This window comes from Streptomyces sp. NPDC058000 (assembly GCF_042886435.1).
GTDB lineage: Bacteria > Actinomycetota > Actinomycetes > Streptomycetales > Streptomycetaceae > Streptomyces.
Genome location: NZ_JBHVQS010000037.1, coordinates 14,791 through 37,257, shown reverse-complemented (window position 1 = coordinate 37,257; position 22,467 = coordinate 14,791). Strand labels below are relative to the sequence as shown.

23 protein-coding genes are annotated in these 22,467 nt (G+C 74.2%); 10 read left to right on the top strand and 13 right to left on the bottom strand.

Going from position 1 to position 22,467, the window contains the following annotated elements; all coding sequences use genetic code 11:
- Positions 1-65 precede the first annotated feature (65 nt).
- The 4 genes from gcvT (at position 66) to ACFVT2_RS28755 (ending at position 4,731) form a co-directional block, all read left to right on the top strand.
- Positions 66-1,184, top strand: a complete 1,119-nt coding sequence (gene gcvT, locus ACFVT2_RS28770) for a glycine cleavage system aminomethyltransferase GcvT (protein WP_390022501.1) — start codon at positions 66-68, stop codon at positions 1,182-1,184.
- Positions 1,185-1,306: 122 nt separating this feature from the next.
- Complete coding sequence (gene gcvH / locus ACFVT2_RS28765) at positions 1,307-1,684, top strand: glycine cleavage system protein GcvH (RefSeq protein WP_390022500.1); 378 nt, start codon at positions 1,307-1,309, stop codon at positions 1,682-1,684.
- A gap of 99 nt (positions 1,685-1,783) precedes the next feature.
- Positions 1,784-3,043: a serine hydroxymethyltransferase gene (gene glyA / locus ACFVT2_RS28760; protein ID WP_390022498.1), complete on the top strand. Its 1,260-nt coding sequence runs from the start codon at positions 1,784-1,786 to the stop codon at positions 3,041-3,043.
- Between the two features lie 305 nt (positions 3,044-3,348).
- Positions 3,349-4,731, top strand: a complete 1,383-nt coding sequence (locus ACFVT2_RS28755) for an L-serine ammonia-lyase (protein WP_390022564.1) — start codon at positions 3,349-3,351, stop codon at positions 4,729-4,731.
- Positions 4,732-4,995: 264 nt separating this feature from the next.
- Here the strand turns inward: ACFVT2_RS28755 and ACFVT2_RS28750 are convergent, their stop codons facing one another.
- The 4 genes from ACFVT2_RS28750 to ACFVT2_RS28735 form a co-directional block, all read right to left on the bottom strand.
- Entirely contained in the window at positions 4,996-5,292 is a 297-nt protein-coding gene (locus ACFVT2_RS28750) for a hypothetical protein (RefSeq protein ID WP_390022496.1), read from the bottom strand.
- Between the two features lie 142 nt (positions 5,293-5,434).
- Entirely contained in the window at positions 5,435-6,178 is a 744-nt protein-coding gene (locus tag ACFVT2_RS28745) for a phosphatase PAP2 family protein (protein ID WP_390022495.1), read from the bottom strand.
- The gene (locus ACFVT2_RS28740; RefSeq protein WP_390022494.1) at positions 6,175-6,831 is read right to left on the bottom strand and encodes a phosphatase PAP2 family protein; all 657 of its coding nucleotides are present in this window, start codon (positions 6,829-6,831) and stop codon (positions 6,175-6,177) included. The genes ACFVT2_RS28745 and ACFVT2_RS28740 overlap by 4 nt, the downstream gene beginning before the upstream one ends.
- A 106-nt stretch (positions 6,832-6,937) precedes the next feature.
- Entirely contained in the window at positions 6,938-7,663 is a 726-nt protein-coding gene (locus tag ACFVT2_RS28735; RefSeq protein ID WP_390022493.1) for a DedA family protein, read from the bottom strand.
- Between the two features lie 114 nt (positions 7,664-7,777).
- On the opposite strand from ACFVT2_RS28735, the gene ACFVT2_RS28730 reads away from it, so the two are divergent.
- On the top strand, positions 7,778-8,206 hold the full coding sequence (locus ACFVT2_RS28730) for a BlaI/MecI/CopY family transcriptional regulator (RefSeq protein WP_390022492.1): 429 nt from the start codon (positions 7,778-7,780) through the stop codon (positions 8,204-8,206).
- The gene (locus ACFVT2_RS28725; RefSeq protein WP_390022490.1) at positions 8,203-9,165 is read left to right on the top strand and encodes a M56 family metallopeptidase; all 963 of its coding nucleotides are present in this window, start codon (positions 8,203-8,205) and stop codon (positions 9,163-9,165) included. The genes ACFVT2_RS28730 and ACFVT2_RS28725 overlap by 4 nt, the downstream gene beginning before the upstream one ends.
- A 133-nt stretch (positions 9,166-9,298) precedes the next feature.
- Here ACFVT2_RS28725 and ACFVT2_RS28720 read toward each other — a convergent pair whose 3' ends face one another.
- Together ACFVT2_RS28720 and ACFVT2_RS28715 are read right to left on the bottom strand one after the other, a co-directional pair.
- Positions 9,299-10,816, bottom strand: coding sequence for an ATP-binding protein (locus ACFVT2_RS28720; protein ID WP_390022489.1), 1,518 nt, complete (start codon positions 10,814-10,816; stop codon positions 9,299-9,301).
- Positions 10,817-11,545: a response regulator transcription factor gene (locus ACFVT2_RS28715; protein WP_390022487.1), complete on the bottom strand. Its 729-nt coding sequence runs from the start codon at positions 11,543-11,545 to the stop codon at positions 10,817-10,819.
- A gap of 237 nt (positions 11,546-11,782) precedes the next feature.
- On the opposite strand from ACFVT2_RS28715, the gene ACFVT2_RS28710 reads away from it, so the two are divergent.
- From ACFVT2_RS28710 to ACFVT2_RS28695, 4 genes are all read left to right on the top strand, one after another.
- Positions 11,783-13,072: a glycosyltransferase gene (locus ACFVT2_RS28710; RefSeq protein ID WP_390022485.1), complete on the top strand. Its 1,290-nt coding sequence runs from the start codon at positions 11,783-11,785 to the stop codon at positions 13,070-13,072.
- Positions 13,073-13,327: 255 nt separating this feature from the next.
- Positions 13,328-13,882, top strand: coding sequence for a GH25 family lysozyme (locus tag ACFVT2_RS28705; RefSeq protein ID WP_390022484.1), 555 nt, complete (start codon positions 13,328-13,330; stop codon positions 13,880-13,882).
- Between the two features lie 98 nt (positions 13,883-13,980).
- Positions 13,981-14,811 carry an ammonia-dependent NAD(+) synthetase gene (gene nadE, locus ACFVT2_RS28700; protein WP_390022482.1) on the top strand — a complete coding sequence of 277 codons (831 nt, stop codon included), beginning with the start codon at positions 13,981-13,983 and terminating at the stop codon, positions 14,809-14,811.
- 182 nt (positions 14,812-14,993) lie between these two features.
- Positions 14,994-15,362 carry a hypothetical protein gene (locus ACFVT2_RS28695; protein ID WP_390022480.1) on the top strand — a complete coding sequence of 123 codons (369 nt, stop codon included), beginning with the start codon at positions 14,994-14,996 and terminating at the stop codon, positions 15,360-15,362.
- Here ACFVT2_RS28695 and ACFVT2_RS28690 read toward each other — a convergent pair.
- From ACFVT2_RS28690 to ACFVT2_RS28660, 7 genes are all read right to left on the bottom strand, one after another.
- Positions 15,359-16,237 carry a cytochrome c biogenesis CcdA family protein gene (locus ACFVT2_RS28690; protein ID WP_390022479.1) on the bottom strand — a complete coding sequence of 293 codons (879 nt, stop codon included), beginning with the start codon at positions 16,235-16,237 and terminating at the stop codon, positions 15,359-15,361. The two genes, ACFVT2_RS28695 and ACFVT2_RS28690, sit on opposite strands and share 4 nt — an antisense overlap.
- Entirely contained in the window at positions 16,234-17,013 is a 780-nt protein-coding gene (locus ACFVT2_RS28685; RefSeq protein WP_390022477.1) for a DsbA family protein, read from the bottom strand. The genes ACFVT2_RS28690 and ACFVT2_RS28685 overlap by 4 nt, the downstream gene beginning before the upstream one ends.
- Before the next feature lie 67 nt (positions 17,014-17,080).
- The gene (locus ACFVT2_RS28680) at positions 17,081-17,503 is read right to left on the bottom strand and encodes a hypothetical protein (protein WP_390022476.1); all 423 of its coding nucleotides are present in this window, start codon (positions 17,501-17,503) and stop codon (positions 17,081-17,083) included.
- A gap of 333 nt (positions 17,504-17,836) precedes the next feature.
- A complete protein-coding gene (locus tag ACFVT2_RS28675) occupies positions 17,837-18,376 on the bottom strand; it encodes an ATP-binding protein (RefSeq protein ID WP_390022562.1) in 540 nt (179 codons plus the stop codon).
- Between the two features lie 262 nt (positions 18,377-18,638).
- Complete coding sequence (locus ACFVT2_RS28670) at positions 18,639-19,406, bottom strand: enoyl-CoA hydratase/isomerase family protein (RefSeq protein WP_390022474.1); 768 nt, start codon at positions 19,404-19,406, stop codon at positions 18,639-18,641.
- A gap of 72 nt (positions 19,407-19,478) precedes the next feature.
- Positions 19,479-20,708: an Ig-like domain-containing protein gene (locus tag ACFVT2_RS28665; RefSeq protein ID WP_390022473.1), complete on the bottom strand. Its 1,230-nt coding sequence runs from the start codon at positions 20,706-20,708 to the stop codon at positions 19,479-19,481.
- A gap of 199 nt (positions 20,709-20,907) precedes the next feature.
- The gene (locus ACFVT2_RS28660; RefSeq protein WP_390022471.1) at positions 20,908-22,230 is read right to left on the bottom strand and encodes an Ig-like domain-containing protein; all 1,323 of its coding nucleotides are present in this window, start codon (positions 22,228-22,230) and stop codon (positions 20,908-20,910) included.
- Positions 22,231-22,467 lie beyond the last annotated feature (237 nt).

The following is a 22,467-nucleotide window of genomic DNA, read 5'->3' as shown; positions in this document are numbered from 1 at the left end:
AACCTCTCAGGTTCCGATGACAGATGGGGAGACCGTCTTGTCACCCATGCCTGGGAGCCCGAACGATGACTGATGCCCCTCGCCGTACCGCGCTGGATGCCACGCACCGCGCGCTCGGCGCGACCATGACCGACTTCGCCGGCTGGGACATGCCGCTGCGCTACAGCAGCGAACGCGAGGAGCATGTCGCGGTCCGCACCCGCGCCGGCCTGTTCGACCTCTCCCACATGGGCGAGATCACCGTCACCGGTCCGCAGGCCGGTGCGCTCCTCGACCACGCGCTGGTCGGCAACATCGGCGCCCTCAAGGTCGGCCGGGCCCGCTACACCATGATCTGCGGCCCCGACGGCGGCATCCTCGACGACCTGATCGTCTACCGGCTCGCCGAGCGCGAGTTCATGGTCGTCGCCAACGCCTCCAACGCCCAGGTGGTGCTGGACGCGCTGGCCGGCCGGCAGGCGGGCTTCGACGCCGCGCTCCGCGACGACCGGGACGCCTACGCGCTGATCGCGGTGCAGGGCCCGGAGTCCCCCGGCATCCTCAAGAAGCTCACCGATGCCGACCTGGACGGCCTGAAGTACTACGCGGGGCTGCCCGGCACGGTCGCCGGCGTCGAGGCGCTGATCGCCCGGACCGGCTACACCGGCGAGGACGGCTTCGAGCTGTTCGTCCGGCCGGCGGACGCGGTCGCCGTGTGGACGGCGCTGACCGAGGCGGGCCAGGACGTCGGCCTGGTCCCGTGCGGGCTGTCCTGCCGCGACACCCTGCGCCTGGAGGCGGGGATGCCGCTGTACGGGCACGAGCTGACGACCGCGCTCACCCCCTTCGACGCGGGCCTGGGCCGGGTCGTGAAGTTCGAGAAGGAGGGCGACTTCGTCGGCCGCGCCGCGCTTCGGGCGGCCGCCGAGCGCGCCGAGCAGGACCCGCCGCGCAAGCTGGTCGGCCTGGTCGCCGAGGGGCGCCGGGTGCCGCGCGCCGGCTACCCGGTCGTGGCGGCCGACGGAACGGTGATCGGCGAGGTCACCTCGGGAGCGCCGTCCCCGACCCTCGGCAAGCCGATCGCCATCGCCTATGTCGATGCCGGGTACGCCGCACCGGGCACGGCGGGCGTCCGGGTGGACATCCGCGGAACGCACGAGCCGTACGAGGTCGTCGCGCTGCCCTTCTACAAGCGGCAGAAGTAGCAGGCGGCGCCGGCGAGTCCGCGGTGCCCGCCGCGGACCTGCGCCGTTGCGTCCGGCATCACGTGTCTCATTGGGCAAGACCCTCTTCACGATCACACCCCCGCGTACAGGAGAATCAAGCCATGGACAACCCCCAGCAGCTGCGCTACAGCAAGGAGCACGAGTGGCTGTCGGACGCCGAGGGCGGCGTCTCGACGGTCGGCATCACCGAGCACGCGGCCAACGCCCTCGGCGATGTCGTCTTCGTGCAGCTCCCCGAGGTCGGGGCCACCGTCACCGCGGGCGAGTCCTGCGGTGAGCTGGAGTCGACCAAGTCCGTCAGCGACCTCTACTCGCCCGTGGACGGCGAGATCACCGAGGTCAACGAGGACGTTGTCGCCGATCCCTCGCTGGCGAACTCCGCCCCGTTCGAGGGCGGTTGGCTGTTCAAGGTGAAGATCACCGGTGAGCCGGAGGACCTGCTCACGGCCGACGAGTACACCGCCTTCACCGCCGGCTGACTCCCCCAGCTCACGCTGGGAGTGCCCTGGCCCCGACCCCGCCACCGCACGGGCGGGGCCGCGGCGCCCCGCCCGCTCCCCCTCTCTCCAGGAAGTCTCATGTCGCTTCTGAACAGCTCCCTCCATGAGCTCGACCCCGACGTCGCCGCCGCCGTCGACGCCGAGCTGCACCGTCAGCAGTCCACCCTCGAAATGATCGCGTCGGAGAACTTCGCCCCGGTCGCCGTCATGGAGGCCCAGGGCTCGGTCCTCACCAACAAGTACGCCGAGGGCTACCCGGGCCGCCGCTACTACGGCGGCTGCGAGCACGTCGACGTCGTCGAGCAGATCGCCATCGACCGGATCAAGGCGCTCTTCGGCGCCGAGGCCGCCAACGTCCAGCCGCACTCCGGCGCGCAGGCCAACGCCGCCGCGATGTTCGCGCTGATCAAGCCGGGCGACACCATCCTGGGTCTGAACCTCGCCCACGGCGGGCACCTCACCCACGGCATGAAGATCAACTTCTCCGGCAAGCTCTACAACGTGGTGCCCTACCACGTCGACGAGAAGACCAACCTGGTCGACATGGAGGAGGTCGAGCGCCTCGCCAAGGAGCACCGCCCCAAGCTGATCGTCGCCGGCTGGTCCGCCTACCCGCGCCAGCTCGACTTCGCCGCCTTCCGCCGGATCGCGGACGAGGTCGGCGCGTACCTGATGGTCGACATGGCCCACTTCGCCGGCCTGGTGGCCGCGGGCCTGCACCCCTCCCCCGTACCGCACGCCCACGTCGTGACCACCACCACGCACAAGACGCTGGGCGGCCCCCGGGGCGGCGTCATCCTCTCCACCCAGGAACTGGCCAAGAAGATCAACTCGGCTGTCTTCCCTGGTCAGCAGGGCGGCCCGCTGGAGCACGTGATCGCCGCCAAGGCCGTGTCCTTCAAGGTCGCCGCGTCCGAGGAGTTCAAGGAGCGCCAGCAGCGCACCCTTGAGGGCGCCAAGATCCTGGCCGAGCGCCTGATCCAGGACGACGTCAAGGAGCACGGCGTCTCGGTGCTCTCCGGCGGCACCGACGTCCACCTCGTCCTGGTCGACCTGCGCGACTCGGCTCTCGACGGCCAGCAGGCCGAGGACCGCCTCCACGAGGTAGGCATCACCGTCAACCGCAACGCCATCCCGAACGACCCGCGGCCCCCGATGGTCACCTCCGGCCTGCGGATCGGCACCCCGGCCCTGGCCACCCGCGGCTTCCAGGCCGAAGACTTCCGTGAGGTCGCCGACATCATCGCCGAGGCGCTCAAGCCCACCTACGAGCGCGAGACGCTCAAGGCCCGGGTCACGGCCCTGGCGGAGAAGTTCCCGCTGTACCCGTCGCTGTGACGGGCCGGTTACCGGGGCACCACCACCCCCGGTAACCAGGCGGCGGGCCGCATCCCCGGCCCGCCGCCGCACCGGGCCCCGCGCCGGCCCCCCGGCCCCGGCCCACCCCCTCTGCCCGGACGCCCGCCCCCGCGCCCCTCGGCGCCGCCGCCGTCCGGCTTCACCTCCTCGTCTCCCGCCCGCCACGCCCCGTCCGGCGGCAATCCCCCGCGAGCGGGTTACGCTCGACAGTCGGGCCGGAAACACCCCATCCTGCCCCGATGTGCTCCACCGTCCACCACGAGCAGACAAGGGAGTCCGCCCCCGTGGCCATCTCCGTCTTCGACCTCTTCTCCATCGGCATCGGCCCGTCCAGCTCCCACACCGTCGGTCCCATGCGGGCCGCCCGGATGTTCGCCCGCCGGCTCAAGAAGGACGGTCTGCTCGCTCAGACGGTCTCGGTGCGAGCCGAACTGTTCGGCTCGCTGGGCGCCACCGGCCACGGCCACGGCACCCCCAAGGCCGTGCTGCTCGGCCTGGAGGGCCACTCCCCGCGCACCGTCGACGTCGAGTCCGCCGACGACGAGGTGACGCGCATCCGCACCAGCGGCCGGCTGCGCCTCCTCGGCGCCGAGATAGGCACCGCGCACGAGATCGACTTCGACGAGCCCACCCAGCTGATCCTGCACCGCCGCCGGTCGCTGCCGTACCACGCCAACGGCATGACCCTCTTCGCCTACGACACGGCGGGCGCCCCCCTGCTGGAGAAGACCTACTACTCGGTGGGCGGCGGCTTCGTCGTCGACGAGGACGCGGTCGGCGAGGACCGGATCAAGCTCGACGACACCGTCCTGACGCACCCCTTCCGCACCGGCGACGAGCTGCTGCGGCTCTCCCGGGAAACCGGCCTGTCGATCTCCGCCCTGATGCTGGAGAACGAGAGGGCCTGGCGCACCGAGGAGGAGATCCGCGCCGGCCTGCTGGAGATCTGGCGGGTCATGCAGGGCTGCGTCACCCGCGGCATGGCCCGTGAGGGCATCCTCCCCGGCGGCCTGAAGGTCCGCCGCCGCGCCGCCAACGCCGCCCGCGCGCTGCGCTCCGAAGGCGACGCGGCCGCCCACGCCATGGAATGGGTCACTCTCTACGCCATGGCCGTCAACGAGGAGAACGCCGCCGGCGGCCGGGTGGTGACCGCCCCCACCAACGGCGCGGCCGGCATCATCCCCGCGGTGCTGCACTACTACGTCAACTTCGTCCCGGGTGCCGACGAGGACGGGGTGGTCCGCTTCCTCCTCGCGGCCGGCGCCATCGGCATGCTCTTCAAGGAGAACGCCTCCATCTCCGGCGCCGAGGTCGGCTGCCAGGGCGAGGTCGGCTCCGCCTGCTCGATGGCCGCCGGCGGCCTGGCCGAGGTCCTCGGCGGCAGCCCCGAGCAGGTCGAGAACGCCGCCGAGATCGGCATGGAGCACAACCTCGGCCTGACCTGCGACCCGGTCGGCGGCCTCGTCCAGATCCCGTGCATCGAGCGCAACGGCATGGCCGCCGTGAAGGCCGTCACCGCCGCCCGGATGTCGCTGCGCGGCGACGGCCGCCACCACGTCTCCCTCGACAAGGTCATCAAGACCATGAAGGAGACCGGCGCCGACATGAGCGTCAAGTACAAGGAGACCGCCCGCGGCGGACTCGCGGTGAACATCATCGAGTGCTGACGGAACACCTCGGCTACAGGCCCTGACCAGCGCGTTGGCATCTTTCAGCGCGGTCAGGGCCTGCCCTGCGCATGCGGCGGAAAGTCCCTGCAAGCTCCATGGGACGGACCTGAAAGTCCCTGAGAAGTCCCTGCCGTCGGACCTCGGGGACCTGCGCATGCTGTGCGGCCCCGGCGTCCGCATCGGCTGGGCCGAGGACGAGCGGCCCCGCTGCCCCATGGGTGTGCTGAGCCCCGGGGCCCGGGGCGTTTGCGTCGGCGGGCGCTACCGCCCGATCTCCCATGCGAACGGCGGGAGTTCGCTGGCGCGGGAGTAGATGTCCAGGGCCTGGGGGGTGGGGGCGAAGGGGTGGACGCGGGCGCCGTCGAGGCCGGGGAGGAGGCGGGCGCAGTGCTGGACGCAGCCGGCCACTTCGCGGCCGTGGCGGTCGATGAGGGTGGCCGTGTCGGGCGGGCCGTCGCACGGGGTGGGGTCGGCGGCTGCGGCGGCCGGGCAGCGGTTGCGGGCGGCGGCCAACGTGGCCGGGCGGGCGGCGGGCGGGGCGCTCGTCGACTGGTTCATGGCAGTCCCCCTGGTGCTCTGCGCAGGTACGGGTGCGGGCCCGGTGGCGGTCGGGCGCGGTCACCGGTGCCCACGACAGTGGTGCTCGGCACGGCGGGGGTCCATGCGGCCTTGGCGAAGACCTGGGGCGATCGTCAGGCAATCATGGCCAAGCACTGGGGGGAGCTTCCGGGCTGCCGGTGGGCGGCACGGCCAGGGGGTCGAGGAGCAGGGCGAGGGCCAGCAAGGCGGCGGCCAGGAACCAGCCGGCCAGCACGTCGCCGGCCCAGTGGACGCCCAGGTAGACGCGGGTGAGGCCGACGCCGACGGCCCAGAGGGCGAGCAGCGCGCACCACGGGCGGCCGGTGCCGGGGCGGGTGCGGTGCAGCACGCCCCAGGCCAGGATGCCGGCGGCCAGCGCGGAGGTGGTGGCGTGGCCGGAGGGGAAGGAGTAGCCGGTGGCCCGGCCGGCCCAGTCGGCGAGCGGTGGGCGGGGCCGGGCGAACAGTTCCATCAGGCCGTAGCGGACGGCCTGGCAGGCGGCGAGGACGAGCACCGCGCCGAGCGCCGCGCGGATCCGGCCGGGGGTGTCGCGGCCGGCCAGGAGGCCGGCGAGGAGCGCCATCAGGTACGGGACGACGCCGGTGCCGGTCGCGGTCAGGGCGCCGGCCAGGGAGCGCAGCGGCTCCCCCCGGTGGGCGGTGGCCCAGTGGAGGGCGGCCCGTTCGGGGGCGAGCGGGGCGCCGTGCCGGACGGCCGCGGTGACCGCCACGGCGGCGAAGAGGGCGGCGGCCAGGGCCGCGGCGATCAGGAGGTGGCTCGGGGGCGCGCCCAGGCGCGGGCCGCGGCGGGTGCCCCCGCCCGATGGGCCGGCGGCCGGTTCCGGCGGCGCCCCCGAGGACGTCACCGGGCGGCGACCAACGGGCGCAGCGGGGTCTCCCGGACCCGTTCGACCAGTGGTGCGGCGCGCCGGGCGAGCGGCATGAGGACCGCGGCGACCAGGGTGCCGACGACCAGGCCGACCACGACGTCGTGCGGGTAGTGGGCGCCGACCCAGACCCGGGAGGCGCCCATCAGGAGCGCGGCCGGGACGGCGATGGCGCCGAGCCGGCGGTCCAGCAGGAGCAGGGCGACGGCCGCGGAGGCGGCGATCACCGAGTGGTTGCTGGGGAAGGACCAGTCACCGATTCCGGGGCACGGTTCGACGGTGATGACGTGCAGGGTCTGGCAGGGGCGCTGTTCGTGGAAGAAGCTCTTGACCACGTCGTTGACCACGTAGGCCAGGACCACGACGACGGGGACGGCCAGCGCCATCGCCATCGACACGGTGGGCGTGTGCCGCCCCTCCCCGCGGGCGAGCCGGCGGCGGGAGCTGCCGCCGAGCCGCTGTCGGGCGCGCCACCAGCCGGCCAGCATCAGCAGCGCGAAGACCCCCAGCCCGAGGTCGGTCCAGTAGGAGACCAGGGAGTTGAGGAAGTGCGGCATCTGCTGGGCGAAGCCCGTCACAGAGGTGTACAGGCCGCCGTCGATCGAGGCTCCGCCGAAGGCGAGGTCGGTCACTGGGCTTTCTCCTTGGCGGATCGGTGCGTGGTGCGTGGGCTGGGTGCCGGGCGGTCCTGATGGTGCGCCGGCCGCCCGGTGTGCTCCAGCAAGTGTGCCGGGTCGTTCAGGGTGCCGGTGGCACGGTGGCGGGATCCGACGCATCGGTGGGCTCCGCGGCCGGCCCACCGGCCCGGCGCTGCTTGCGGGAGCGGAGCACTTCCAGGGCGATCGGGGCCAGCGACACCAGGACCACGAGGGCGACGACCGGGAGGAGGTACCGGTCGACGTTGGGTACCGAGGAGCCCAGGGCGTACCCGGCGAGCGTGAGGCCGAGCGTCCAGATCAGGCCACCGGTGACCTGCCAGAGGGTGTAGGTGCGGACGGGCACGTTCAGGGCGCCGGCCAGCGGGTTGAGCACGGTGCGGACGATCGGCACGAAGCGGGCCAGGACGATCGCCTTGGCGTGGCCGTAGCGCGTCAGGTACTCCTCGGCGCGGGCGGCGCCCTCCTGGAGCTTGCGGGACCGGCCGCGGGCGAGCAGCGTGCGGCCGCCGCGCCGACCGATCCAGTAGCCGGTCTGGGAGCCGAGGAGCGTGCCGACGGCCGCGGCGACCAGCACCTGCGGCAGGGCGAGGTGGACGGCGCCGCCGACGCCGGGCGCGCACAGCAGCCCGGCGGTGAACAGCAGGGAGTCGCCGGGCAGGAAGAAGCCGACCAGGAGGCCGGTCTCGGCGAACAGGACGACGGCGACGCCGAGCGCGCCGAAGGCGGCGAGCAGTGAGCCGGCGTCGAGGATGTTGACCGCCTGGGTGACGGTGCTGGCGTGCAGTGCCACGGCCGCTACGGCCATGTCGGTGGCCCCTCCCATAATGGGTTGCGGGTCCGCCGACCGGCCGACCCCACCGTCTACAGACCAGTAGACGGTCTACAAAACTGTAGACGACGGGATGGTGGAGGGCGTTCCATGTCGGAGACATCACCCTCGGCTCGTCGCCCCGCCGGCGAGCTGGAGGCGAGCGTGTTGGCGGCCCTGTGGGCGGCCGGAGAACCTTTGACCCCGGCCGAAGTGCAGGGCGAGCTGGACGGCCGGCTCGCCCGGACGACCGTCACGACCATCCTCAGCCGGCTGCACGACAAGGGCGCGGTGTCCCGCTCCCGGGCCGGCCGCGGCTTCGCCTATTCGCCGATACACGACTCCGCCGGCCTGACCGCCCGGCGGATGCGCAGCGAGCTGGACAAGCAGGACGACCGCATCACCGCGCTCGCCCGCTTCGTCTCCGAGCTGACCATCGAGGACGAGCAGCTGCTCCGCTCCCTGCTGGACGAGGCCGAACCAGGAGGCCCTGAGGGCGCTGCCGGCGGCCGACTGCCCGGGTCCGGGACCGCGCCATGATCGTCGCCGTCTGGATCCCGCTGCTGATGCCGCTGCTGGCGGTGCCGACCGCCCGCCGGCTCGCCGAGTCACTGCCGCCGCGCGCCGCGGCCTGGCTGCTGACCGGCTGCGCCGCCGCCCTGGCCGCCTGCACGGCCGCGGCGCTGGGGCTGCTCACGGTCGCCGGGGCGCTGTGGCTGCCGCCGGTAGCGGCCTTCGGTCATCTGGAGCGGGCACTGCCGGGCACCGACGCGGTGGTGACCGTCCCGGCCGCCCCGATCGCCGGCGCCCTGCTGGCCTGCTGCGCGCTCGCGGTCGCCCGCCGCGCCCTGCGGCACCGCGCCGAGCTGCGCGCCGCCCGGCGCACCGCCGACGACCACGGCCTCGCCGGCGACCTGTGCGTCCTGCCGGACGCGGAGCCCGACGCCTACGCCCTCCCGGGCCGGCCGGGCCGGGTGGTGGTCACCGCCGGGATGCTGCGGGCGCTGCCACCGGCCGAGCGGGAGGCCCTGTTCGCCCACGAGCGCGCCCACCTCGCGGGCCGCCACCACCTCTTCCTGCTCACCGTCGCGCTGGCCGCGGCCTGCCACCCGCTGCTCCGCGGGCTCAAGGCCCCGCTGGCGTACGCGCTGGAGCGCTGGGCCGACGAGTCCGCCGCTTCCCGGGTGGGCGACCGGCAGGTCACCGCCCGGGCCATCGGCCGCGCCGCGCTGGCCGCCCGGACGCACACCGCGGCGGTCCCCCGCCCGAGCACCGCACTGGCCGCGACGAGCGGCCCGGTGCCGCGCCGGGTCGCCGCCCTGCTCACGCCCGACCGGCCGGCGGACCGCCCCCGTAGCCGGGTGCTGCCGGGTGGCCGACGGCTGATAGCGGCCGCCCTGCTGGCCTGTGTCGCCTTCTCCGCGGCGGGCGCGGTGGACGCGGCGGCCGATCTCCACCAGACCGTGGAGACGGCCCAGGGGGAGCAGCCGGGCCGTTAGCGAGCGCCGCGCCGGCGCCCGCACCGGGGATGCGGCGGCCCCGGCGAAGCGGCGCGCGGCGCCCGGACCAGGCGGACGGACGGACCAGGCCGACCGGACTCCTCGCCGCAGGCGTCACGTCACCCCGCAGGCGTCATGCCGCCCCGCCGGCGGCCACGGCCGCCCGGCCGGGCGGCGCGTCGGGGCCGTCGTCGGCCACCGTGAAGCCCAGCCGGGCGCCGCCGCCGGCGCGGGCGGCGGCGAAGGCACGGCCGCCGTGGGCCGCCGCGATCTCCCACACGATGGCCAGACCGAGCCCGGAACCAGGCAGGCCGCGGGCGGCCGGAGCGCGGTAGAAGCGGTCGAAGACGTAGGGGAGGTCGCAGTCGGCGATGCCCGGGCCGCGGTCCAGGACCTCGACGCGGGCCCCGGTGACCACGATGTCGATGGGCGCGGTGCCGTCGGCGTCGAACTTGGCGGCGTTCTCCAGGAGGTTGCCGAGCGCCCGGTGCAGGGCGGCCGGGCGGCCCACGACGACCGCCGGGCGGTCGGTCCGCAGGGTGATCTCGCGGCCGGTGCGGCGGCGGGCCGCGGCGGCCGCGCGGTCGGCGACCTCGGCCAGGTCGACGTCCGACGGCGGGTCGTCGTCGCGCTGTCCGGCCGCCAGGTCGACCAGCTCGTTGACCAGGTCGGTCAGCTCCCGGGCCTCGCCGGCCAGATCGGCGAGCAGCTCCTCGCGGGCGTCCGGCGGCAGCTCGTCGAAGCGCTTGAGCAGCGAGATGTTGGTGCGCAACGAGGTCAACGGGGTGCGCAGCTCGTGCCCGGCGTCCTGGACCAGCCGCTGCTGGTCGCGCACCGCGGTGGTCAACCGACCGAGCATGTCGTCGAAGGCCCGCCCGAGCCGGGCGACCTCGTCCCGGCCCGCGACCGGCACCGCCACGTCCACCCGGCCGTGCGCGGCGACGCTCTCGGCGACCGCGGTGAGCCGGACCAGCCGCCCGGTGATCCGGCGGGCCAGCCACCAGCCGACCGCCCCGGCCAGTGCGATCACCCCGGCGGCCAGCAGCACGGTGCGCTGCTGGAGCGCGGAGATCAGGTCCTCGGTGCCGCTGAACTTCTGGGCGACCTGGACGGCGCCGCGCCCGTCGCCGAGCGCGACGGTGGCGACGTGGTACTCCTCGTCGCCGAGGACGGCCACCCGTTCCTCGTAGCTCCCGGCCTCCCGTCGGGCGGTGACCTGCCGTTCGCGCTCCCCGGCCGGCAGCGCGGGGTGCCCGGCCTCGGCGATCCGCCCGCCGGCGGCCAGTACCTGCACGTCGGTGCGGGTGGCGCCGGCCAGTTCGTCGCGCGGCCCACCGGGGCCTGCACCGGGGCCTGCACCGGGGTCGGCGAGGTAGTCGGCGGGGGTGTGCGGTCGCTCCCGCACCTGGGCCCGCAGGTCCCGGACGACCTCGCTGAAGACCGACTTCTCGTCCAGCCGCACCAGCCGGGCGGCCGAGTCGTAGCTGAGGAAGCCGACCAGGACGGTCACCCCGGCGGCGCCGACGGCGAAGGCCAGCGCGAAGGAGGTGCGCAGGCTGGCCGGTTTGCGGGCGCGCAGCCAGGCCGGCAGCCACCGCGCGACCCGGCGGGTCGCCGGCAGCCGGGCGGGCCGATCGCGGCGCCCGGGCACTCAGTCCTCCCGGAGGACGTAGCCGACGCCGCGCACCGTGTGGATCAGCGGGTGGCTGCCCGGCACGTCGACCTTCCGCCGGAGGTAGCCGACGTAGACGGCGAGGTTCTTCGAGCCGGGTCCAAAGTCGTAGCCCCATATCCGGTCGTAGATCGTGGAATGGTCCAGGACGATTCCGGCATTGCGGGCCAGTAGCTCCAGCAGCTCGAACTCGGTGCGGGTCAGCTCCAGTTCGCGCGCCCCGCGCCAGGCGCGCCGCGAGGGGCCGTCGATCCGCAGGTCGGCCGCCTCGACGACGCCGCTCTCCGCGGCCCGGGCGTCGTACCCCTCACCGGACTCGCCGGGCCCGTCGCCGGCTCCCGGCGCGGTACGCCGCAGCAGCGCCCGCAGCCGCGCGAAGACCTCCTCGACCTCGAACGGTTTGACCACGTAGTCGTCGGCCCCGGCGTCCAGGCCGGCGATCCGGTCCGCGGTCTCGACCCGGGCAGTCAGCATCAGGATCGGGGTGCGGTCCTGTTCGGCGCGCAGCACCTGGCAGACCTGGAGCCCGTCGATCCCCGGCATCATCACGTCCAGCAGGATCACGTCCGGCCGCTCCCGGTGGGCGGCGGCCAGCGCCTGGATGCCGTCGGCGACGGCGGTGACCTGGTACCCCTCCAGGGTCAGGGCACGTTCCAGCGCGGCGCGGATGGGGCGGTCGTCCTCGGCGAGCAGCACGGAGTGAGTCACCCGGCCAGTGTGCCAAGGCCCCTTCGGGGAGCCGACAGGCGGCCGGGTCGCCGGTGCTTTCTTACCGGTCTCTCACCCGGGCCACGCCCGCGGCTTACCCGGTCCCGCAACGGTGGCCGGTGCCTGACGGGCCGCCCGCGGGGACCGGCCGCGGGCCCGGCCCGGCCGGCAGTACCGACGACCCGGCGCCCGGGGGACGGTACGGGCCCCTCGGGCGCGACACCCGGAAGACACCGCATGAAGATCACGCTGCTGTTGCACAACGCCTACGCCGTCGGCGCCGCCCTGCGCGGCACGCTCGCGTTCGCCACCGCGCTCGCCGACCACCACGACGTCGAGCTGGTCTCGATGCTGCGGCACCGCGAGGTCCCGCGGTGCGCGGTGGACCCCCGGCTGCGCCTGGTGCCGCTGGTGGACACCCGGGTGGGCAGTGACGACATGGCGCACCCGCTGTTCGGCGAGCCCGCGCTGGACTTCCCGGCCGCCGACCGGCACCACCACCAGTACAGCCGGCTGGTCGATCTACGGGCCGCGGAGTTCCTCCGCGGCACCGACGCCGACGTCCTCATCGGAACCCGGTCCGGGGTCAACGTCTACCTGGCCCGCTTCGGCCCCCGCCGGGCACTGCGGATCGCCCAGGAGCCGCTGCCGTACGACGCGCACAGCGCGCTACTGCACGCCGAACTCGCCGGCCCTTACCGGGCGTTGGACGCATTGGTCACCACCACCGAGGGGACGGCGGCCCGCTGGCGGTCGCGGCTGCCGCTGCCCGGGGTGCGGGTGCTGGCGGTGCCGGCCGTCGTCCCCGCGCCCGCCGCACCGGCTACCGACGCCGACGCCGACGCCGGGACCGCCGCGCACCCGGCAGCCGACGCGCAAGCAGCCGCCACCGCCCCGGACGCCGACCCGCCCACCATCGTGGCGGCCGGCCGGCTGATCCCCGGCGAGCGCTTCGAGCTGCTGGTCGAGGCGTTCTCCGCGGTCTGCGCCAAGCACCCCGGCTGGCGGCTGCGGATCCACGGCGAGGGCCCCGAACGCGCCCGGTTGCGGAGCCTGATCGACGGGCTGGGACTGGCCGGCCGGGCCGAACTGGCCGGACCGCGCTCACCGGACGGGGCGGAGTTCGCCGGGGCGTCGATCGCCGCCTCGGCCTCGGACACCGAGGCGTCCGGCCCGGCCCTGGTCGAGGCGATGCGGCGCGGTGTCCCGGTCGTCGGCACCGGCCGCCCACCGGGCCCCACCGAGCTGATCCACGCCGGCGGGGGCGGGGTGCTGGGGCCGCGCGACGACGGGCGGGCGTTGGCCGGGGCACTGCTGGACCTGGTCGGGGACCCGGCGCGCCGGCGGGCGTTGGGGGCGGCCGCGCTGGAGAGCGCCCGCCGGCACGGCCCCGGGCCGGTCGCCGAGCACTACCGGCTGCTCTTCGAGGAGTTGCGGGCCACCCGACGGTCCCGAGCCGTACGCCGCGCGCTCGGCGGAGCCCGGATCCGGGCGCGGGCGCTGGCCCAGGGGAACGCGCGAGCCTGAAACGGCCGGACGCCCCGCACCGCGCCGGACACCCCGCACCGCACCGAACGCCTGCCGCTGCACCGGGCACCCGCCCCTCCTGCACCACCCGCCCCATCCGCGCCGTGCGTCACCCAACTCGCCCTCGCCGTAGGGAACTTCGGCGCGGCAATCTGGCGTCTCCGGTCGTGAACATGCTGAACTGCTCAGGGGCGGCTGCCACTTCGAGCAGATGACGCTTCGCATTCCGCAGGTCCGATGGGCAGGAGGCCGCTCATGCTGCACGGTGTCGATGTCAGCTCCTACAACACCGGTTATTCCGCCAATGGGCTGGACTTCGTGTTCATCAAGGCCACCGAAGGCCGCTCCTACGTCAATCCGCACCAGTCGGCCCAGGCGGCCCGGGCCCGGGAAGCGGGTGCCGTGGTCGGTTTCTACCACTTTCTGTGGCCGGGGAATATCGCCGCCCAGGCACGCTATTTCGTGGAGAAATGCGCATCGGTCCAGGGCGATCTCCTGGCCGCCGACTGGGAGACCACCGGCGACGGCAGTTACGCCAGCAATGCGCAGAAGGACCAGTTCCTCCTGGAGGTCAAGAAACTGCGTCCCACCCACCGCGTACTGCTCTACTGCAACCGGGATTTCTGGTTGAACCGGGACACCACGTCGTATGCCGCGGACGGACTGTGGATCGCCGACTACGTCGCCGCCGGACAACCCCGGATCAAGGCGAAGTGGCGTATCCACCAGTACACCGATTCGCCGCTGGACAAGGACGTCGCGACTTTCGCCAGCAAGGCCGAGCTCAAGAAGTGGGCGCATCCCGCATAAACTTCTCCGGCAGTATCCGGATACGCCTGGCGGACACTCCGCGTGACACGATCGCGCGGCTGGCGAACAGTGCGTGACGAAAAGCGTAAGGAGCACCCGTGACGGACCCGGCGGCCAAGGCCCGGCAGCAGGAGATAGCCCGCGAACTCCAGGTGCCCGCGGAGTTCGACGCCGCGCGGGAGATCGAGCGCCGGGTGTCCTTCCTCACAGCGCAGCTGACCACCACGGGCCTGCGCTCCCTGGTGCTGGGCATCAGCGGCGGGGTCGACTCCACCACCGCGGGCCGGCTCTGCCAGCTCGCGGTGGAGCGGGCCCGCGCCGAGGGCCACGACGCGACGTTCTACGCGATGCGGCTGCCCTACGGCGAGCAGGCGGACGAGAAGGACGCGCAGCGGGCGGTGGAGTTCCTCCGCGCCGACCGGCTGCTGACCGTCGACGTCCGCCCGGCCAGTGACGCGGCGCTGGCCGCGGCCGTGGCCGGCGGCGTCGCCTTCCGCGATGCGCACCACCAGGACTTCGTGCACGGCAACATCAAGGCCCGGCAGCGCATGATCGCCCAGTACGCGGTGGCCGGTGCGGAGAACGGTCTGGTCGTGGGCACCGACCACGCCGCCGAGGCGGTCTCCGGATTCTTCACCAAGTTCGGCGACGGCGCGGCCGACGTGGTCCCGCTGACCGGGCTGACCAAGCGCCGGGTGCGGGCCGTCGCCGAGGCGCTGGGCGCCCCCGCCGAACTCGTCCACAAGGTCCCGACGGCCGACCTGGAGACCCTCGACCCGGGCAAGCCCGACGAGGACGCGCTCGGCGTCAGCTACGACCAGATCGACGACTTCCTGGAGGGCCGGCCGGTCGAGGACGCCGCCTTCCGGGCGATCGACCGGCGCTACCGCCTCACCGCCCACAAGCGGGCGCTGCCGACCGCGCCCTGAGGCGGGCGGGTGCGGCCTGGCGCGAGCGCGGACGGCCGCACCGTCCGGTCATACTCCGGCAAGGGAGCGGTCACCGGCCCGGTGCTAAACCGTGGGCCGCAGCGGGCATGCATGCCGCCATGGGAAGCCACGAAGTGCGATCGGAAGATCAACTGTCAGTGGGGCCGCTTACTCTCCACGGCATGGGTGACGCACGCCTGCACGAACTCCAGACCGCGCTGACCACTGCCTCCGACCTCGCCTCCGCGCTCCGCTCGGCACCGACCCGGCGGGACGCCGACCAACTCGTCGACGTCCTCCGCCGGGCGCTGACCGCCGCCAGCTCGCTGGGCGCCCCGACCACCGGCCCGACGGGCTGCACACTGCACCCCAACGGCGCGGTGGACCCGCTCTACGGCGACCCGGAAGATCCCCTTCCGGCGGGCTACGGCAAATGCCTGCTGTGCAACGACCGGCGCCGCCGGGCGGACGCGCAGCATCCGCACGTCCGCCCGCACGCCCGCCCGCGCCCCCGACCGCACCCCGGCTGGCACCGCCGGCTGAGCGCTTAGGGCCCCTCCGAGCCTTCGGGCTCGGTGGCCCGGCGTTCCGCCGCGGCGTCGCGCTTCCGTTCCGGCCGCAGGGCGATCCGGCCCAGCACCGCGGCGACGGCCAGCGCGGCCAGCGCGAGCAGCACCGCGTCCGGTACGCCGTTCCCCAGCCGGGCCGCCCAGCCCTCCAGGTTGGCCTCGGCGTCCGCGTCCAGGATCCCGGGCAGTGCGCTGGTCCCGTTGAAGCTCAGGAACAGCACGCCGATGCCGATGAAGAACACCCCGGAGATCAGCGACGTGGTGTGCAGCCGCAGCCGGCCGAGGGTCAGCTCGCGGCCGCGCAGCCAACCCCGGGTGCCGAGCCGGAAGCGGTCCCACAGCAGGGCCAGCAGGAACAGCGGCAGCGCCATGCCCAGCGCGTAGACGGCGAGCATCGAGGCGCCGTGGACCGGGGAGCCGCTGACCGCCGTCACGGTCAGCACCGCGCCGAGGATCGGCCCGGCGCAGAAGCCGGCCAGTCCGTAGACGCAGCCGAGCAGGAAGGTCGAGAGCGCGGTGCGCGGGGTGATCCGGGCGGCCGCGGCCTGGGCCCGCCGGGAGGCGAAGCCCAGGCCGAGGATCTGGGCCACGCCGAGCGCGATGACGACCCAGCCGCCGAGGGCGATCAGCAGGTCGCGGTGGCCGTTGAAGAGCCGGCTGGCGGCCGTGCTGGCCGCGCCCAGCGGCACCAGCGTCGTGGCCAGCCCCAGGTAGAACACCCCGGTGCGGGCCAGCAGCCGGCCCGGGCTGGCCAGCGAGTACGCGAAGAACGCCGGGAGCAGCAGGGCGCTGCACGGGCTGACCAGCGCCAGTGTGCCGCCCAGGAACGCGGCGAGGTAGCCGATGTCGGTGGTCACTTCCCGGCCCCCGCGCCGCCGTGCTTGCCGGCCGCCGCGGCGGCCTGCCGGATCGCCTGCTCGAAGACCTGCGTCTCCTGCGCTCCGGCGATCGGCCGGCCGTTTACCAGGAAGGACGGGGTGGACTGCACCCCGAGCTGGTAGCCCTCGTCCTGGTCCTTCTTCAGGGCCTGGGCGGCCGCCGGGCCGCCCAGGTCGGCGCGGAACTTCGTCAGGTCCGGTACGCCGGCGGTGCGGGCCAGCTCGACCAGCTTGTCCTCGGCGAGCGCGTCGCCCTTGCGGGTCTCGGCGTAGAGCACGTCGTGCAGCTGCCAGAACTTCCCCTGCTGGCCGGCGGCCCAGGAGGCGCGGGCGGCCCGCTCGGAGTCGGCGCCGAAGACCGGGAAGTTGCGGAACTCGATGCGCAGGGTGCCGGCGTCCACGAACTTCTTGACCAGCGCGGGCTGGGTCTCCCGGGTGAAGCGGCCGCAGAACGAGCACTGGTAGTCGGCGTACTCGACGAGGACGACCGGGGCGTCCGGCTTGCCGACGGCGAGCGGGTCGCCGGGGGTGCGCCGGCTGGTGCGGGCCGCGAAGTCGTCGTACATCTTCTGCTGTCCGGCGTCCTCCTGGGGCGCGACGGAGGCGGCACCCGGGGAGGTGGGCGAGGCGGCGGTGTCCCGGCCGTTCTCGACGGCCTTGCCGACCGCGACGGCGATGGCGATCACCGCCACCACGAGCGCGAGGACCGCGCCGACGGCGGCGAATTTACGGGTGGGTGAGGCGGACGTGGGCATGCGAAAGCTCCTGACGTACGGAAGGGGTGTGCGGAAGAGGGGCAGCCGGAGAAGGCGGCCGGGCGGCCTATATCCGCAGTACGGGCAGGAGCGCGGTGTGGTCCGTGGCGGGGGCGGCGCCGGTGGGCGGGCGGGCCAGGGCGAATCGGTGGGGCAGGTCGGCGGCGAGCGGCCCGGGAGCGGAGGCGTCCGGGGCGAGCAGCTCGGCGCGGTGCGGGGCGGGCAGCGGCGCGGCCTCGCCCTGGCTCGGCGCATGGCGGCCGGAGCAGTTCTTGACGGAGTCGGCCACCGCTATCGGGGCGGTGGCGGCGGGCCGCCCGGCGGACGCCACGGCCGGGCCCGCGGGGCCGGTCCGCCAGATCTCGGCGGCAGCGGCCGCGCGGCCGGCAAGCCACGCCTGGTCGCCGCCGATCCGGCAGAGCAGTGGCCCGAAGGCGACCGCCAGGAGGAGCAGCAGGGTCAGCGTCGCCGAGCGGCGCAGCCGGTGCATGGTCCCTCCCCCTCGCTCTCGGTCCGTGTCGTCGGGAACCTCCCATCCTACGGACCGTCGGCACCGGGCGCCCGTGGTGGCATAGCTCACCCCGTCGCACCTCTCCTTTGATGACGCGACATCCGCATGTATCCGGTTTGTCGGCTTTGGTCGACGGCGGTCGGGCCTGCCATAGTCGGTCGCGGCGACCCCCGCGGCGCGGGCCGGTCGCCTCCGGCCGCGCGGGCCCACCCCTTCCGCCCGCGGGCGGCCGGGCACTGGGGGCCCACCCCGCGACACCCCGCGGGAGGGCCCCAGTCCCGTTTCACGGGGACGGCGTGCGGGCCGGCGGGGTCAGCGGTCGTTGACCCGGACCTCGAACCAGGTCGTCTTGCCGCGCGGCAGCAGATCCACGCCCCAGCGGTCCGAGAGCTTGTCGACGAGGAAGAGCCCCCGGCCGCTGACGTCCATCGCCTGGACGGGCATCAGGCACGGCAGTCCGCGCGAGGGGTCGCGCACCTCCACCCGGATCCAGCCACGTCGGCGCAGTATCCGCAGCCCGAACGTCCGGGCCCCGGTGTGCCGTACGGCGTTGCCGACCAATTCGGAGACCAGCAGCACGGAGTGCTCGGCGAGTTGGGGCGAGAGGGACCACTGCTTGAGGAGGATGGCGGCGGTCAGCCGGCGCGCGGTCCGCGCGGACTGGGGGCGCGAGGGGAGTCTGACCTCGCCCAGGGTCGGGTCCCCGACCAGGTCGAGCCCGACGGGCACCGGACCGACCGGAGCCGGGGTCGCCGCCCCGTCCCCATCGGGGGTCTCCCAGCCTGCGGCAGCCGTACCGGCCCGCGGCCGCGGCTGCTCCATTCCTTCGAGGCCCGCCATGCCCCCCATGATGGCCGCTCGGTGGCGCCTCGGGTGGCGAAACCTGCGGAATCCGTTGTCCGGAATCGTCGCCTCCGTGCCACCCCAGGACATATGCCAACGGCAGCCGGGGTTCGACCGTACCGCGCTGACCTGCGGGAACCTCGTGTGCGCGACGGACCGCCGGGAGCCGCCAACACGGCCCCTTTAAGGCGCAATTAAGTTTTCCGCAATTCGCCCACACGAGGCATGGCGTACCGGCCAAACCCCATGCACCCCGTCAACACCACTGGTCTCAGAGGAACTTGGCCTTGCCCGGTCCCTCCTCGACGAAGCTGCGCATGCCGATCTGCCGGTCCTCGGTGGCGAACAGCCCGGCGAACCAGTTGCGTTCGATCGTCAGCCCGGTGTCGATGTCGGTCTCCAGGCCCGCGTCGACGGATTCCTTGGCGGACCGCAGCGCCAGCGCCGGCCCGGCCGCCAGTCGCGCCGCCCAGGCGTGCGCCTGCGCGTAGACCTCGTCGGCGGGCACCACCCGGTCCACCAGGCCGATGGCCAGCGCCTCCTCGGCCTTCACGTGCCGGCCGGTGAAGATCAGGTCCTTGGCCTTGGACGGGCCCACCAGGCGGGCCAGCCGCTGGGTGCCGCCGGCGCCGGGGATCAGGCCGAGCAGGATCTCGGGCTGGCCGAGCTTGGCGTTCTCGGCGGCGATCCGGAAGTCGGCGCAGAGCGCCAGTTCGCAGCCGCCGCCGAGGGCGTAGCCGGTGAGTGCGGCGACCACCGGCTTGGGGATCCGGGCCACCGCGGTGAAGGAGTCCTGGAGGGCCTTGGACCGCAGGACCATGGCGGCGTGGTCCATGGCCTGCATTTCCTTGATGTCCGCACCGGCCGCGAACACCTTCTCGCCGCCCCAGAGCACGACGGCGCGGACGTCGTCGCGCCGGCCGGCCTCCTCGGCAAGTTCGCGGAGCCGGTCCTGGGTGGCGACGTCCAGGGCGTTCATCGGCGGGCGGTCCAGGCGGATGGTGCCGACGCCGTCGGCGACCTCAAGATGCACAGTCATGCGGGCAGGTTAGTACGCGTTAACGCGGCGCGCCGCCCCGCCCTCGGCCGTCTCATCCCCCGGGCCGCGGCCCTACTTGGCCCGCCACTTCTCCCAGGAGAGGTTCCAGTCGCCGAAGCCGTTGTCGGGCTGGATGGTGTGGTCGTGGGAGTTCTTGACGATGACCACGTCGCCGATGAGCGAATTCCGGTAGAACCAGGCCGCCGGGGTGTCGGGGTCGCCGCCGCCGCGCTGGTCGTAGAGGCCGACGCAGCCGTGGCTGGCGTTGCGGGTGCCGAACGCCGCCCGGCCCGACCAGTAGTTGCCGTGGATGAAGGTGCCGGAGGTGCTCAGTCGCATGGCGTGCGGGACGTCCTTGATGTCGTACTCGCCGCCGTAGCCGACGGTCTGGCCGTTCATCCGCGTCACCGGGTGCTTCTCGCTGATCACCATCTGGCCGTTGTAGGTCTCGGTGCCCGGGGCGCCCGCGGTGATCGGCACGGTCCGCAGGGTCTTGCCGTCGCGGACCACCGTCATCTGCTTCGACCGGGCGTCGACGGTGCTGACCTGGCTGCGGCCGATGGTGAACGAGACCTCCTTGGCCTGGGTGCCGTAGACGCCCGGGCGGCCCTCGACGCCGTCGAGGTCGAGCCGGAGGGTGACCTTGGTGCCCGGCGCCCAGTACTTCTCGGGGCGGAAGTCGAGGCGGTCGTTGCCGAACCAGTGGCCGGCGACCGGGACGGCGGGCCGCGCGATGACGCTGATGGCCTTCTCGACGGCCCGGGGGTTGGTGATGCCGCGGGTGAAGCGGATCGAGACCGGCATCCCGACGCCGACCCGTTCGCCGTTCTCCGGGGTGTACTGGCCGATGAAGGTGTTCTTCGGGACGAGCGTGGTGAACGTGGCGTGCTCGGCGGCCTGTCGGCCCCGGGCGTCCACCGCCACCGCGTCGACGGTGTACCGCGTCGAGGCGCCGAGGTGGCTGCTGGGCTGCCACCGGGCGCCGTCGCCGGATATCCGCCCGTCGATCGCGTTGCCCTTGCCGTCGGTGACCTTGACGGACCGCAGCTTCCCCTTCTGGGCGGTCACCTTCAGGGCGCCGCTGGTGGCCACGTCCCGGGTGCCGTCCTGGGGGGCTATCACCACGGCGGCCCGTGAGGCGGCGGTGTCCGCCCCCGTCCGCCCGGACGGCTTGCCGCCCTCGTCGCCGCCGCAGGCGGAGACCAACAGCAGCAGCGGAGCGAGCAGCAGGGCGAGTGGCGCACCCGGGCGGCGCGCCCGCCGCCGGTGCACCGACTCCCCCGCCATCGGCTGGACGTCCACGTCTGCCCCTTCCCCCTCGCACGGCCCGCGGTCCCCCGCACCCGGACGCCGTCGGCCGCGTGCGTGCCGCTAGACAACCACACCGCACCGACAGTGAACTCCCCCTGGAGGTCACCGTTTAGTCGCGAACGGCGGGTGGCGGCGCGGGCATGCGTACGAGCGCCCGGGGGTGCCCCGCGGGCGCGCGGGCGGGAGCCGGTCAGCGCGGTGCGCTACCCGCCCGCCAGGCCGCCCACGGCAGGTTCCAGCCGCCCAGGCCGTTGTCGGGGGCGACGGTGCGGTCCGGGGAGTTGCGGACCTCCACGGTGTCGCCGACGATCGAGTTCCGGTAGAGCCAGCCGGCCGGGGTGTCCGGGCCGCCGCCCCGGACGTCCTTCAACCCGACGCAGCCGTGGCTGGTGTTGAGACCGCCGAAGACCCCGGGCGGCGCCCAGTAGTTGCCGTGCAGGAAGGTCCCGGACCGGGTCAGCCGCATGGCGTGCGGCACGTCCGGGATGTCGTACTCGGTGCCGAAGCCGACGGTGTCGCCGTCCATCCGGGTCACCGCGTGCCGCTCCAGGATCACCATCGTCCCGTTGTAGGTGGGGTTCTCGGCGTTGCCCGCGGTGACCGGGAGGGTGGCCACCACCCGGCCGTCGCGGCGGACGGTCAGCGTGTGCCCGGCCGCGTCGACGGTACTGATCTGGTCGCGGCCCACCTGGTAGTGGAGGGTCTTGTACTGGATCCCGTAGGCGCCCGGGCCGGTCCGCACCTCGCGCAGCCGCAGGTGGACGGTGAGGCGGGTGCCCGGCCGCCAGCGGTTACGGGGCCGGAAGTCCAGCCTCCGGCGGCCGAACCAGTGGGGTGCGATCTCGACGGCGGGTCGGGCGCTGACGGTGACCGCGCGCTCCACGGCGGCGCGGTCCAGGATCGACCGGTTGAAGACCAGCGAGAAGATCAGGCCGGTGCCGACGGTGGTGCCGCTCTCCGGCGAGTAGGAGCCGATGACGCGGTGCGGGGGCGCGAAGGTGCTGAAGGTGGTGTGCCGGGTGGTGCGGTGACCGGAGCCGTCCAGTGCGGTGGCGTCGACGCTGTACCGGGAGGCGAGTTCGAGGGAGTCGGTCACCGGCCGCCAGATGGTGCCGTCCCGGGAGATCCGGCCGGCGACCGACTGCCGACTGCCGCCGCCGGTCCGGCTGACCTCGACCCGCTCCAGTCGGCCCTCCGGGACCCGGACCTCCAGCCGCCCGTTGGACCGTACGCCGCGGGCGCCGTCGCCCGGGAGGATCCGGATCGCCTCCTCCGGGGCGGGCGGTGCGCCGCCGAGGAAGACGTCCCGGTCGCCGCAGCCGGTCAGCGCCGCCGCGCCGGTGAGCGCGACCAGCAGCGCGCGGGCGGCGCGGCGGAGGCGGGGCGGCCGGGGCGTCGCCGTCCCGCGGGGCGCGCGCAGTGCGCGGCGGGCCGCCGGGCCGTCCGCCGGTGCGCGGTCCGCGGCACGGCCGCCGGTGCCGTCCCCTGGTCGGTGAGAGTGATGGCCGCTCATATGCCGGATTGTGACGGATGATTCGCAAGTTGGGCGGTATGCCGCGAAAGGGAATGTCATGGACGCGTCTCCCCGTGGGCGGGGGCGGGCGCGCGGGGCGTCCGGCGGGCCGTGCCGCGCGGAGTCCGGCAACGGGAGTGCGCGGGGGCGGAAAGCGTGAGGCAACGCCCGGTTGCGGGCAGAACAACAGTGCACCCCCGTGCACCGCACCGCGGGCGACGGCCCCGCACCCGGCCG

What these genes read in the sequence shown, in the direction of transcription:
- gcvT (WP_390022501.1), top strand. Translation starts at nt 66, where the DNA reads ATGACTGATGCCCCTCGCCGTACCGCGCTGGATGCCACGCACCGCGCG.
- gcvH (WP_390022500.1), top strand. Translation starts at nt 1,307, where the DNA reads ATGGACAACCCCCAGCAGCTGCGCTACAGCAAGGAGCACGAGTGGCTG.
- glyA (WP_390022498.1), top strand. Translation starts at nt 1,784, where the DNA reads ATGTCGCTTCTGAACAGCTCCCTCCATGAGCTCGACCCCGACGTCGCC.
- ACFVT2_RS28750 (WP_390022496.1), bottom strand. Translation starts at nt 5,292, where the DNA reads ATGAACCAGTCGACGAGCGCCCCGCCCGCCGCCCGCCCGGCCACGTTG.
- ACFVT2_RS28735 (WP_390022493.1), bottom strand. Translation starts at nt 7,663, where the DNA reads ATGGCCGTAGCGGCCGTGGCACTGCACGCCAGCACCGTCACCCAGGCG.
- ACFVT2_RS28730 (WP_390022492.1), top strand. Translation starts at nt 7,778, where the DNA reads ATGTCGGAGACATCACCCTCGGCTCGTCGCCCCGCCGGCGAGCTGGAG.
- ACFVT2_RS28725 (WP_390022490.1), top strand. Translation starts at nt 8,203, where the DNA reads ATGATCGTCGCCGTCTGGATCCCGCTGCTGATGCCGCTGCTGGCGGTG.
- ACFVT2_RS28710 (WP_390022485.1), top strand. Translation starts at nt 11,783, where the DNA reads ATGAAGATCACGCTGCTGTTGCACAACGCCTACGCCGTCGGCGCCGCC.
- ACFVT2_RS28705 (WP_390022484.1), top strand. Translation starts at nt 13,328, where the DNA reads ATGCTGCACGGTGTCGATGTCAGCTCCTACAACACCGGTTATTCCGCC.
- ACFVT2_RS28695 (WP_390022480.1), top strand. Translation starts at nt 14,994, where the DNA reads ATGGGTGACGCACGCCTGCACGAACTCCAGACCGCGCTGACCACTGCC.
- ACFVT2_RS28685 (WP_390022477.1), bottom strand. Translation starts at nt 17,013, where the DNA reads ATGCCCACGTCCGCCTCACCCACCCGTAAATTCGCCGCCGTCGGCGCG.
- ACFVT2_RS28680 (WP_390022476.1), bottom strand. Translation starts at nt 17,503, where the DNA reads ATGCACCGGCTGCGCCGCTCGGCGACGCTGACCCTGCTGCTCCTCCTG.
- ACFVT2_RS28670 (WP_390022474.1), bottom strand. Translation starts at nt 19,406, where the DNA reads ATGACTGTGCATCTTGAGGTCGCCGACGGCGTCGGCACCATCCGCCTG.
- ACFVT2_RS28660 (WP_390022471.1), bottom strand. Translation starts at nt 22,230, where the DNA reads ATGAGCGGCCATCACTCTCACCGACCAGGGGACGGCACCGGCGGCCGT.